Here is an 11751-nt window from a genome sequence, read left to right as displayed (position 1 = left end):
GTTCGCGAGCGCGGCTGCGACCAGATCCAGGGGTTCCACGTCAGCCGGCCATTGAACGCGGACCGCTTCGCGACGCTGTTGCGGCAACGCGCGCACACGCGGAGCGACATCAAAGACGCCACGTGAAGGTCCTGGCTGTTGCGGGGCCGCACCAGGACGTGAGAAAGTGGTAATGGCAGAAGATAGGTCGTTGATGGTTTGCGCCAGGTTAATCGACACCATAAAAAGTGGGGGCTGGGTAATCAATCACCCAGAATGAATACGGCATGTCTTCATTCTTCATGCATATTGCTGGTATACGGCATGAATTAACGAACGCTATAGCGGAGCCGGTGTAGGGATGTGCTGAAAATCATGTCAGGCTTGCCTGTTTCCGCAATTGAGGAAAATTTAGACATTTAGTCGGAGCACGTCAGTAACCGGTGGGCCGATAATGTGAACTTCACATTATCGGTTTACGGAATAAATCCGGCACTACATGACAATCACGAAAACAGATCTGCTGGGGCGCATGCGACGGGGCCGAAAGTACACGGCAGCGCACCTCGCCCAGCTGGCTGGTGTATCGCGGCCGGCGGTTGCCGGGATGCTGCATACGCTGGTCGACGAAGGGCGGCTGCGGGCATCCCGGACGCAGGCCCGGGTCGTTCACTTCGAGCTCGAGGCGCCTGACGCGCGACGAACTGGAGGCCAGGACGCCCCGCCGGTATCGACATCGGTAGCGGTGGCGAGGTTTCGCATCACGCGTACGGTTGAGGGCCCGCTGTCCGGCTACGACTCGGAGCTGGCCACACAGCGCCGGCTCGCGATGCTCGCCCGCGACCGGTCCCGGTGAACCGGGCAGTGACGAAAAAAAGCCGCGCCGGCGCAGACGCGGTATCGAAGATACGTCATTCAGGAGGAAGTAGGGCGAGCCGCCATCACACGCCCCGACCGGACGCTATCAGCATCAGAATTTTTAAAATGAACGAGAATTAGCGGTTAAATGTTTGGGATTGTCGCGAAGATCGATGTGGATCTGTCATCAATCACACGCCGTTGTTGCACAACACTGCAGACCGCCCGGCAGTTGACGGGGCTCAGGATGGCGCAAAATGCCGGTCGAATCGCCGGCTTGCCTCGGCAATGGCCTGCAGCCTGGTCTCGCGCAGTTGCCGGTCATGTTCGTTGACGATGACTGTCAGTATGTCGGTCACCGGTTGCCCGATGGTCCAGACGTCCGTCTCGTTTCCTTCCTTCAGAATGTTGCCAAGCGCAGTCTCCGCGTCATCGAATACCGCCAGATCGAGCAGCCCGTGTCCTGCTTCGGTCAGAAAGCGCGTGAGCAGCACGACCGTCGCGAGGAGATTGACGGTAAGTCTGTCTGCGTGGCCGCCGCGTACCGTTTCAAGTGCCATCCGGAAGCGCAATATGATCGGGTCAGCTTCCGCTCGCGGTAGCGGCAGGTACAGTGTCTTTGAACGGCGCGCCTCCATGTCAGACCGGCTGCGTTGTTTGTCCTTCCTCGGTGTTGCCATGGCTGCGTTCCTGAATGTTCATGATCGGCCTGCTGCGGTTTTGTCGCGGTAACCACAACTGGCCGAGCAAAGCCGCTATGCAAAGGATTACTTATGAATCTAGCGAATAGAACTTCTGAGCGGGAAACAGCGGAGTCTTGCCCCGGCATTTCATCTGCCATTTCTTGATCATGCGCATTAACTCGATGCCACTCAGCATGATGCGGGTGCAGTGAAAATCCTTGAACCCCAGCATCGGCCGTGTTCGGCGTTTGATGACCCGATTGTCCTGCTCGACCACATTGTTCAGATACTTGACATGACGGATCTGGATGGGCGTTTCGCGCTCGGCTTTCACCTCGTGCAGTGCGGCCAGGTTGGAGCCGCTTTTGTCGATGGTTACCGTCTCAGGCACACCATTCTGAGCGATCGACTTTTCAAAGAAGCACCGCGCTACCACCTTGTCGCGCTTGGCTCTGAACAGGAAATCGATGGTTTGACCGGCCTTGTCAACCGCCCGGTAGAGGTACTTCCACTGGCCTTTGACCCGGATATACGTTTCGTCCATCCGCCAGCTCTTGCCCATCGGCCGCTTGTGCTTACGAAACGTCTTCTCGAACAGCGGCACCAGCTTGTTCACCCAGCGGAACACGCCGTCGGCATGATCGCATGTCCGGTGTCAGCCGTTCCTCCCTCAAGCGGGGGAAGATCGGCATGCGGGACGATGGCAGTATGTGCACTTACCTGTCGCGGTGACGAACCTTCGTTCGCGACAGGTCCGCTATCAACAATCCGCCGGTGACCGTTGGCATGGTGAAAATATTATATCGCAGTCCAAAAGGTGGCTGTGATAAAGCGATTTTGCATTCTTCATCACAGGATTTTACGAGGCCTTCCCGGCAACGTGACAACGTCCGTATTGAGGATTGCCTGATTTTAAGAGTAGGAATTAGCCTACAAATAGATTAGTGCATGCGGATCTTGCGTGTGGCAGCGCCAATATTGCATGGGCCTTCTTTTACCTGCCAGAAAAATCAGAGGCGGTTTGAATTTTCATGAAATCCGTTCGAATCCCCGACTTCTGCGTGAGCGAGGCAGGATGATCCGTTCCGCTCGAACCGAGACAGGAGGCATTGCGTTATAGCGTTGCCCCGTGCCGCACCTGTAATCGGATTGAACGCTCCTTCAACCACTTCAGGCATTTTCGTCGCGTCCTCACTCGCGACGACAAGCTCGCTGACAGCTATCTCATCTTTGTATCGCTTGCCTGCACGTTCGGGATGTTGGTGAAGATGCGGACGGCACCTGACGACACGGTGCGGCGACACTTAGTGCCAGGCATCCGTCAACAGCAAGACTTTGGAATGACTTGCATATGAACAAGAAAGAGAATCCGTGAAACAAGTGCAGATGTTAGGCGCTCCCGTACTGGGTGTCCTCGGAGGCGTAGCGAGTGCTGCGTTCTCGTCGTGGAGTGCGATGGGCGTGCTGGTCGGAGCGTCGCTGTTCGCCGCCGGCCTGGCCGCGGGGCAGCACTCGTTGAATGCTCGCCGGCGGGAAGAGAAGGATCGTCAGCGCTATCTTGACAGCCAGAAATCATTCAGCGCTGAAGTCGCTCCTGTTTGGTCGGGACAGATCGAATCGTCGCGCACACAAATGGAGGCGGCAATCACCGCGCTCAGCGCTCGCTTTGGCAAAATCGCAGCGCGACTGGATCGCACGCTCGACGCGTCGAGTGGCGCTGCACGCGGCACAACAGCCGCTGAGGTCTATGCCACCAGCGAACAGAAACTCGATGCTGTCATGCGGCTGTTGCGTTCGACGGTCGACAGCAAAGCCGAGATGCTCGCGAAGGTGCAGGGTTTGCAGGGTTTTGTCAATGAACTGAAGCAGATGGTGCAGGCTATCGCCCAGATCACACAGCAAACCAACCTGCTGGCGATCAATGCAACGATCGAGGCCGCGCACGCCGGCAACGTCGGCCGCGGTTTCGCGACCGTGGCGCAGGAGGTCCGCGCTTTGGCGGGTCGATCTGCTCAAACGGGGACCTTGATTGCGGAGAAGATTAGTGCAATCAACGCGGCGATCGCTGCGGCGCGCGTCGCGGCAGAGCAATCAACGGAACAGGAGAAAAAGGCGATCAGCGATTCGGAACGGACGATCCAGCAGGTGCTCAGTCAGTTCCGTGAATTCACGTCGTCGCTGACTGATGCGGCGGAACTGCTGCGCAACGAAAGCTACGGCATCAAGGCAGAGGTCTACGAAGCGCTGGTGCAATTACAGTTTCAGGACCGAGTGAGCCAGATCATGGCCCATGTCAAGGGCAACATTGAGCGCCCGCCGGACATCATCGAGGAACACTGCACTCTGTGCGAACGCGAAGGCGCGTTGTATGCGCTCGATGCGAACGCTTTGCTCAAGGAACTCGAGCAGACCTACGCGATGACTGACGAGCACTCGGTGCACCAAGGTGTGCAAGTTAGCCAATCCGGCGAGAATCAAGAGATCACTTTTTTCTGAGGAGCCTCATGACAAAAACCATCATGATCGTCGACGATTCGGCATCCGTACGGCAAGTCGTCGGCATTGCGCTGAAGGGTGCTGGTTATCACGTCATCGAAGGCTGCGATGGCAAGGATGCGCTGACACGCCTACAAGGGCAAAAGGTGCACCTGATGATCAGTGACGTGAACATGCCAAATATGGACGGCATCGCATTCGTGAAGGCTGTCAAGCAACTTCCCGCGTACAAGTTCACCCCGGTAATCATGCTGACTACCGAAAGCCAGGACGCGAAAAAGCGCGAAGGCCAACTTGCGGGAGCCAAGGCGTGGGTGGTCAAGCCGTTTCAGCCGGCGCAACTGCTAGCGGCAGTCGAAAAGCTCGTGTTGCCGTGAGGCCCGTCGAAACGGGGCCCATCGAGATGACTTCACGCGGCACTGTGCAACTGGACGGCGAGCTGACGATCTATCGCGTACTCGAACTGAAGGACACACTGCTCGTCGCATTGCGCGGCGTCGGCGCACTGACGGTCGACTTGTCCGCGGTGACCGCGATCGACAGCGCTGGCGTGCAACTGCTGGTGGCCGCTCAGCGGATGGCTGCGGAAAAGGGCCAGGTTTTCCGCATTGTCGATTGCAGCAGCACAGTTGCGGAAGTCTTTGCGCTGTTCGACATCACTGCGCTGTTCGACGAACACCCAAGCGATGCCGGCCTGAACGTCGTCCGATTTGCGGAGAAATGCTCATGAACCTTGACGACGCGTTGCAGACGTTCATGGTCGAAAGCCGCGAGTTGCTGGAGAACATGGAGAGCGCCCTGCTGAACATCCAGCACGGTACCGACTCGGCCGAGGCGATCAACGCCATATTCCGCGCCGCGCATACCATCAAGGGTTCGGCCGGGCTCTTTGGACTAGATAGTATTGTGACGTTCACCCATATTGTCGAGAGCGTGCTCGATCGCGTCCGTGAAGGTGAGGTTCGTATGGACGAAGCGCTGGTGCCGCTGCTGCTTGCGGCAGGCGACCATATTGGCACGCTGGTCACGGCGGCCGACGTCGAAGAGGATGAAGAGGTCCATGCACGCTCGCTGCCGCTGGTCGCGCAACTGCAGGGTTACCTCGATGATCGCCATGCCTTGGCGGACACTCCGGCGGTCCTTGCCGTGCTGGCCACTTCAAGTATGGCAGCCACGGAATCGGAACACGGCTTCGCACGCGTGCGGGATTGGCATATTTCGCTGCGTTTCGGCACCGAGGTGCTGCGCAACGGGATGGACCCGCTGTCCATCATCCACTACCTGAACAAGCTGGGTCGAATCACCGGCATCGCCATGCTGCCCGATGCGGTGCCGGCGCTGCATGATCTGGACCCCGAATCATGCTACCTGGGCTTCGAGATTGCGTTTGCGAGCGACGCTGAGCAAGCTGCGATCGAAGGGGTATTCGAGTTCGTGAACGACGACTGCGCGGTGCACATCCTGCCGCCGGACTGCCGACTTTCGGACTATATCGAGCTGATCCGCGAATTGCCAGAAGACGACGCACGCGTGGCCGAGCTGCTGGTCCGCTGCGGCACACTGGCTGCTGATGAGCTGGACATCGGGGCGCTGGCGTCGACAGCTACGGTATTCCCGGCTGCTGTGCCATTTGTCGCCATGGAGCAAGACGAATTGGCAGCAGCCGTCGTCCCCCTCTCATCGGACACACCGGTTGTTCTGCCCACAGCGCCCGGCAGCGTACCTCTCAGTTCCAGATCAGTCAGGGAACACAAGACACAGGGGGAAGGCTCGATCCGGATCGATGCGGACAAGCTTGATCACCTGATCGACCTTGTCGGCGAACTGATCACCGCCTCGGCCAGCGCCAACCTGGTGGCGCGACGCACGCTAAATGTCGAGTTTCAGGAATGCACAGCGACGCTCAGCAGTCTTATCCAGGAGGTGCGGGACAGCGCGCTGCAACTGCGCATGGTCAAGATCGGCGCGACGTTCAATCGCTTCCGCCGCGTGGTGCACGATGTATCACGCGAGATCGGCAAACAGATCGAGCTGGTTGTCGATGGCGAGGATACCGAACTCGACAAAACCGTGGTCGAGAAAATTGGCGACCCGCTGACCCACCTGGTGCGCAATTCCGTGGATCACGGAATCGAGCCACCCGAGGTGCGCGCCGCGTGCGGCAAGCCGATGCGCGGTACGGTGGCCCTCAATGCGTTTCACGATTCGGGCGCCATTGTCATCGAGGTCAGCGACGACGGCGGCGGGTTGAGCCGTGAGCGCATCGTGGCGAAGGCCGTCGAACGGGGCTTGATCGAGGAAGGGCGCAGCCTCGCCGACGAAGAGGTCTACGGACTGATTTTCGAACCCGGGTTTTCGACAGCTGAGAAGATCACCAATCTGTCTGGACGCGGCGTCGGTATGGACGTGGTAAAGCGCAACATTACCGCGCTGCGCGGCAGCATCGGCATCACCAGCCGACCCGGACTCGGCACCACGGTATCGGTACGCCTGCCGCTAACGCTTGCGATCATCGACGGTTTCCAGATCGGCGTCGGACAATCCGTTTTCGTGCTCCCACTCGATATGGTCGACGAGTGTGTCGAGTTCTCGGCGAGCGGCGAGCACGACTACACGAACCTGCGCGGCGAGGTGCTGCCATTCATCCGGCTGCGCACGCTATTAGGCGTGAGCGGCGACCCGGGACCGCGCTCCAGCATTGTCATCGTCAGGCATTCAGGACAGCGTTTCGGCCTGGTCGTTGACCGGCTGCTCGGCGAAGCGCAGACGGTCATCAAGCCGTTGTCGAAGATGTTCGGAAACGTCCGTGGCATCGGCGGCTCAACCATTCTGGGCTGCGGCGATGTCGCGCTGATTCTCGACATTCCGGCTCTGATGCAACTGGCTAGCCAGCCAGACCCTGCGGCGATGGGCGTGCCGCAACCGGCCGACACAGGTTCCGGCCCGGTCGATGGTGGCGCCCGCATCACTGCAACGGCGCTGCGCCATCCGATGAATCCCGACTTACCTCGTATTGAGCAGAGGGTGTCATGACCACAGCATTGCAAGCCGTGCCGCAGCCCACGCACGGACAACTCGCATCGAAACTGGAGCCGACGCAGTACCTGACTTTCACGTCGGACGGCGAGATGTTCGCGATCGGCATCCTGGCAATCAAGGAGATCATTGAATTCCACGACCTGACCACAGTGCCGATGATGCCAGCGTCGGTGCGCGGCGTGATCAACCTGCGCGGGGCGGTGGTGCCCGTCGTCGACTTGCAGGCCAGGTTCGGCAAACAGCCGACACCGGTGACCAAGCGAACCTGCATCGTCATCGTCGAAACTGGCGCGAGCGGCGACAGCCAGGTGATCGGCGTCGTCGTCGATGCAGTCAGCGAAGTCCTCGACATCGTGTCGACCGACATCGAGCCGTCGCCTGCGTTCGGCGCACGCATCCGCACAGAGTTCATTTGCGGAATGGCCAGGGTGCGCGACCGTTTTGTGATCCTGCTATCGGTCGAACATGTTCTTTCGTTCGATCAGCTAGCCGAACTTGTAGTACAGGGCGAAACCGGGGTCCCGGTCCTTGCACCCTGAATCCGATTCGTACATACGACGTAAATGGGAACCGTTACCATGTTTAAGACTTCGTCTGTTGCCGGCCGCCTCTGGCTGTGCCTTGTCGGCAGCGTCGCGCTGCCGCTGGCAGTGTGCGCCCTTGGCATGCTGCGCCTGATCTCATTGGAGGTTGCCCTCGGACTGGCCGTCGGCGCGATGATGCTCACCACCTCGGTGACCGCGCTGGTGCTACGTAGCGTCGCACGCCCGATCAGAAGCGCCGTGCAGATTGCCAGCCAGTTCGCTGCGGGCCGTCTCGACGTGACGTCCGGTGTCAGTGCGCGGGACGCAACGCATCCCCTTTTGGTGGCTCTGGACACCGTAGCGACAGCGTTGCGCCGGCTGATGGCGGATTTGAACCAGATGTCCCGTTCGCACGACGCCGGTGACATCGATGCGGTGATCGACGTGACCCGTGCCGAAGGCGAATTTCGCACGATGGCGGAAGGTATCAACACAATGGTCGCAGGCCACATCGCGGTGAAGAAGAAGGCGATGGCCTGCATCGCCGAGTTCGGCTGCGGCAACTTCGAGGCGCCGCTCGAACAGTTTCCCGGCAAAAAGGCGTTCATCAATGACACGATCGAGCAGGTGCGGGACAACCTGAAGAGGCTGATCGCCGAGATGAACCGCATGTCGGCCGAACACGACAGGGGCGACATTGACGTGACCATTGCAACCGACGGTTTCAACGGCGATTTCCGCACGATGGCGGAACGTATCAACACGATGGTCGCGGGCCATATCGCGGTAAAGAAGAAGGCGATGGCCTGCATCGCCGAGTTCGGCCGCGGCAACTTCGAGGCGCCGCTCGAACAGTTTCCCGGCAAAAAGGCGTTCATCAATGACACGATCGAACAGGTGCGCGGCAACCTGAAAGCGCTCATCGCTGATACTGCGTCGCTGGTTGCAGCTGCCCGTGCTGGCCAACTTGACACACGCGCCGACGCGAGGACCCATCACGGCGATTTCCGCCGCATTGTGGAGGGGATCAACCTGACGCTTGACGCGGTGATCGAGCCGCTCAATGAGACGGGCCGGGTGTTGAAGGCCATCGAAAACGGCGACCTGACACAGGTGGCGAACACGGCCTTCGAAGGTCAGTTGAAAGCGCTGTGCGAGAGTATCAACAGCACGGTCACGAAGCTCGCCGAGGTCGTGAGCGAGGTCAGCAGCGGTGCGGAGGCACTGGCGGGCGCTTCCGAGGAAGTGAGCGCAACCGCGCAGTCGCTGTCGCAGGCGGCCAGCGTTCAGGCGTCCGGCGTCGAGGAAACCAGCGCATCGCTCGAGCAAATGACCGCGTCGATCTCACAAAACACGGAGAACGCGCGTGTGACCGACGGCATGGCGAGCAAGGCTGCCGAGGAAGCTGCCGAGGGTGGCGAGGCAGTCAAGGCGACCGTCAGCGCAATGAAGCAGATTGCACAAAAAATCGGCATCATTGACGACATCGCGTACCAGACCAACCTGCTCGCGCTGAACGCGGCAATTGAGGCGGCCCGCGCGGGTGAGCATGGGAAGGGCTTCGCGGTGGTCGCCGCCGAGGTTCGGAAACTTGCCGAGCGTAGTCAGGTCGCTGCGCAAGAGATTGGCGACGTGGCCGCTTCGAGCGTTGAGCTGGCCGAGAAGGCGGGCCGCTTGCTCGACCAGATGGTGCCCAACATTCGCAAGACGTCCGATCTGGTGCAGGAGATCACCGCTGCGTCGGAAGAGCAATCGTCCGGCGTCAATCAGATCAACGGCGCTGTCGGACAGCTCAACCAGACCACTCAGCAGAACGCGTCGAGCTCCGAGGAGCTCGCTGCCACTGCCGAAGTAATGAGCACACAGGCTGAGCAGCTCCAGCGCGCCGTGAGTTTCTTCAAGCTGTCCGGAGCGCATGCCGCCGCACCGGTGATCCGTCCGGCGCGCCGCGCGGCCGAGCTTGCCAAAGGCACGGCGCAACGCCCCCCCAGTCGCGCTGCGGCGCTGGCCCTCGCGCTCAGCGGAAGCGAGCCGCTCGACGAATCTCACTTCGCCCGTTACTGACAGCAGGCAGCGACGATGCCCCTACTGGCTCGTCGCCGTACGCTGCGTTCGACTGATCCGCGATGAATGCCCTGACCGACAACGAATTCGACAACTTCCGGAGATTCATTCTGGACGCCGCCGGGCTCAGCCTCTCGCCAGCGAAAAAGGCGCTCGTGAGCGGCCGGCTGGCAAAGCGCCTGCAAGTGCTCAAGCTTGCGAGCTACAGCGAGTATTTTGCTTTGCTCAAAGACGCGCAGGATCCCGACGAGGTGCAGACCGCGATCGACTTGCTGACCACCAACGAGACCTACTTCTTCCGCGAGCCCCGGCATTTCGACTTTCTACGCTCGATCGCAACGGCAGCGCGCCCGGGAAAGCCGCCGTTGCGTGTATGGAGCGCGGCGTGTTCCAGCGGCGAGGAGGCGTACAGCATGGCAATGGTGCTGGCCGACTGCCTGAACGGCGGGCCGTTCCAGGTGACCGGTACCGACATCAGCGTGCGCATGCTGCGATGTGCGCACACCGGCCACTATCCGGAGCAGCGCACGCAACACATCCCGCCAGCCTATCTGAAACGTTTTTGCCTGCGGGGCATGGGCAAACAGGCGGGTACGTTGCTGGTGGACCGCAGCCTGCGCCAGCATGTGAGTTTCCTGCAGGCCAACCTGAATGCACCGCTGCCCGACCTCGGCAGCTTCGACGTGATTTTCCTGCGCAACGTGATGATCTATTTCAGCATTGCGACAAAGCGCGAGGTGGTTGGACGGGTATTGGCGAACCTGAAGCCTGGCGGGTATTTCTGCGTCGGACACACCGAAAGTCTTAACGACGTCAGTAGTGCGGTGACGCAGTTGGCGCCGTCGATCTATCGCAAGCCGTAGTGCGCCCCCCGGCACGAGGAGGTTGAATGACAACAATAAAAGTGATGGTGGTCGACGATTCGGCGGTCGTGCGCCAGGTGCTGGCAGGCTTGCTCGATGCTGCGCCCGGCATCGAAGTGCTGCATGCCGTGGCCGATCCGGTGCTGGCGCTTGAACGTCTCAAGCGTGCGTGGCCCGACGTGATCGTCCTCGATGTCGAAATGCCACGCATGGATGGCATCACGTTCCTGAAGAAGATCATGCAGGAACGGCCGACGCCCGTGGTCATCTGCTCGACCTTGACCGGGAAGGGTGCACGAACCACGATTGATGCCCTTGCGGCCGGTGCGGTTGCGATCGTCACGAAGCCGCGCCTAGGACTCAAGCAATTTCTCACCGGGGCCGCCGATGAATTCGTCGCAACCGTGCGCGCCGCAGCGCGGGCCAATGTTGGCCGGCTGGCTGTGCGCAACCCGCACCCTGTAGTGCCTCCCCTGCCGAAGCTCTCGGCCGACGCGATCCTGCCGGCGGCAGCCGGGCGCGCGATGTCACAGACCACCGAGCGCGTAGTTGCCATTGGCACGTCGACCGGTGGCACTCAGGCACTCGAAGAGATGCTGACGGGACTGCCTCGCGTCTCGCCCGGCATCGTCATCGTGCAACACATGCCGGAGAAGTTTACTGCGGCCTTCGCGGAGCGATTGAATACGTTGTGCCGGATCACCGTCAAGGAAGCCGCCCACAACGACCGCGTGTTGCCAGGCCTGGCGTTGATTGCACCGGGCGGCAAGCATATGGTCCTCAAGCGCAGCGGCGCACAGTACCTCGTTGAGGTACTCGACGGACCTCAGGTCAATCGACACAGACCATCCGTTGATGTGCTGTTTCGTTCCGTTGCGAAGTGCGCAGGTGCCAATGCACTCGGCATCATCATGACAGGCATGGGTGACGATGGTGCAGCCGGTCTGCTCGAGATGCACAACGCGGGAGCACGCACCATCGCGCAGGACGAAGAAAGCTGCGTGGTATTCGGTATGCCAAAGGAAGCCATCAAGCGCGGCGGCGTCGAGAAAACCGTGCCGTTGCCTATGATTGGTCGCGAAATTAGCGGCTACGGTAGTTGACGCTGCACAGCGTGATTTTCTGCTGCGATGACGCACAGACCGCCGACATACAGTCGCAATTTGTACGGAAATCAGAGGCGATTTAAGTAGCGCAATCCCTGCGAAAAAATCAGCAAAGGCTTACTCCTGATACCTCATATGA

Annotated in this window: 10 protein-coding genes and 2 pseudogenes; 10 read left to right on the top strand and 2 right to left on the bottom strand. The window is 60.1% G+C overall.

The genetic code is table 11. The annotated features are described in order from the left end of the window. Positions 1-478: 478 nt before the first annotated feature. On the top strand, positions 479-835 hold the full coding sequence (locus FSO04_RS35000) for a helix-turn-helix domain-containing protein (RefSeq protein ID WP_154566096.1): 357 nt from the start codon (positions 479-481) through the stop codon (positions 833-835). Positions 836-1079: 244 nt separating this feature from the next. Here the strand turns inward: FSO04_RS35000 and FSO04_RS34995 are convergent, their stop codons facing one another. Beyond that, positions 1080-1517 carry a Fis family transcriptional regulator gene (locus tag FSO04_RS34995; protein ID WP_154566095.1) on the bottom strand — a complete coding sequence of 146 codons (438 nt, stop codon included), beginning with the start codon at positions 1515-1517 and terminating at the stop codon, positions 1080-1082. Between the two features lie 91 nt (positions 1518-1608). Beyond that, a pseudogene (locus FSO04_RS34990) lies at positions 1609-2163 on the bottom strand (IS6 family transposase); the annotation flags it as partial. Between the two features lie 490 nt (positions 2164-2653). On the opposite strand from FSO04_RS34990, the pseudogene FSO04_RS47855 reads away from it, so the two are divergent. From FSO04_RS47855 to FSO04_RS34945, 9 genes and pseudogenes are all read left to right on the top strand, one after another. Continuing rightward, positions 2654-2791 (top strand): annotated as a pseudogene (locus FSO04_RS47855) (IS5/IS1182 family transposase); the annotation flags it as partial. Between the two features lie 184 nt (positions 2792-2975). Then, on the top strand, positions 2976-4016 hold the full coding sequence (locus FSO04_RS34980) for a methyl-accepting chemotaxis protein (RefSeq protein WP_166618312.1): 1041 nt from the start codon (positions 2976-2978) through the stop codon (positions 4014-4016). A gap of 8 nt (positions 4017-4024) precedes the next feature. Then, complete coding sequence (locus FSO04_RS34975; protein ID WP_154566092.1) at positions 4025-4393, top strand: response regulator; 369 nt, start codon at positions 4025-4027, stop codon at positions 4391-4393. A 26-nt stretch (positions 4394-4419) separates the two neighbouring features. Continuing rightward, positions 4420-4746: an STAS domain-containing protein gene (locus FSO04_RS34970; RefSeq protein WP_154566091.1), complete on the top strand. Its 327-nt coding sequence runs from the start codon at positions 4420-4422 to the stop codon at positions 4744-4746. Further along, positions 4743-7049: a chemotaxis protein CheA gene (locus tag FSO04_RS34965; protein ID WP_154566090.1), complete on the top strand. Its 2307-nt coding sequence runs from the start codon at positions 4743-4745 to the stop codon at positions 7047-7049. The genes FSO04_RS34970 and FSO04_RS34965 overlap by 4 nt, the downstream gene beginning before the upstream one ends. After that, complete coding sequence (locus FSO04_RS34960) at positions 7046-7594, top strand: chemotaxis protein CheW (RefSeq protein WP_154566089.1); 549 nt, start codon at positions 7046-7048, stop codon at positions 7592-7594. The genes FSO04_RS34965 and FSO04_RS34960 overlap by 4 nt, the downstream gene beginning before the upstream one ends. Before the next feature lie 39 nt (positions 7595-7633). Beyond that, positions 7634-9643, top strand: a complete 2010-nt coding sequence (locus FSO04_RS34955; protein ID WP_154566088.1) for a methyl-accepting chemotaxis protein — start codon at positions 7634-7636, stop codon at positions 9641-9643. 62 nt (positions 9644-9705) lie between these two features. Beyond that, positions 9706-10506, top strand: coding sequence for a CheR family methyltransferase (locus tag FSO04_RS34950; protein ID WP_154566087.1), 801 nt, complete (start codon positions 9706-9708; stop codon positions 10504-10506). A gap of 26 nt (positions 10507-10532) precedes the next feature. Then, entirely contained in the window at positions 10533-11609 is a 1077-nt protein-coding gene (locus FSO04_RS34945) for a protein-glutamate methylesterase/protein-glutamine glutaminase (protein WP_154566086.1), read from the top strand. Positions 11610-11751: the final 142 nt, after the last annotated feature.

This window comes from Paraburkholderia madseniana (assembly GCF_009690905.1).
In the GTDB taxonomy this organism is placed as follows: Bacteria; Pseudomonadota; Gammaproteobacteria; order Burkholderiales; family Burkholderiaceae; genus Paraburkholderia; species Paraburkholderia madseniana.
Note: the sequence above shows the minus strand (reverse complement) of the source record. Positions and strands in the feature narration are given on the sequence as shown.

Bases quoted from the DNA above. Each gene is read 5' to 3' on its own strand.
- FSO04_RS34970 (WP_154566091.1), top strand. From the start codon at position 4,420: ATGACTTCACGCGGCACTGTGCAACTGGACGGCGAGCTGACGATCTAT.
- FSO04_RS34965 (WP_154566090.1), top strand. From the start codon at position 4,743: ATGAACCTTGACGACGCGTTGCAGACGTTCATGGTCGAAAGCCGCGAG.
- FSO04_RS34995 (WP_154566095.1), bottom strand. From the start codon at position 1,517: ATGGCAACACCGAGGAAGGACAAACAACGCAGCCGGTCTGACATGGAG.
- FSO04_RS34955 (WP_154566088.1), top strand. From the start codon at position 7,634: ATGTTTAAGACTTCGTCTGTTGCCGGCCGCCTCTGGCTGTGCCTTGTC.
- FSO04_RS34975 (WP_154566092.1), top strand. From the start codon at position 4,025: ATGACAAAAACCATCATGATCGTCGACGATTCGGCATCCGTACGGCAA.
- FSO04_RS34960 (WP_154566089.1), top strand. From the start codon at position 7,046: ATGACCACAGCATTGCAAGCCGTGCCGCAGCCCACGCACGGACAACTC.
- FSO04_RS35000 (WP_154566096.1), top strand. From the start codon at position 479: ATGACAATCACGAAAACAGATCTGCTGGGGCGCATGCGACGGGGCCGA.
- FSO04_RS34945 (WP_154566086.1), top strand. From the start codon at position 10,533: ATGACAACAATAAAAGTGATGGTGGTCGACGATTCGGCGGTCGTGCGC.
- FSO04_RS34980 (WP_166618312.1), top strand. From the start codon at position 2,976: ATGGGCGTGCTGGTCGGAGCGTCGCTGTTCGCCGCCGGCCTGGCCGCG.
- FSO04_RS34950 (WP_154566087.1), top strand. From the start codon at position 9,706: ATGAATGCCCTGACCGACAACGAATTCGACAACTTCCGGAGATTCATT.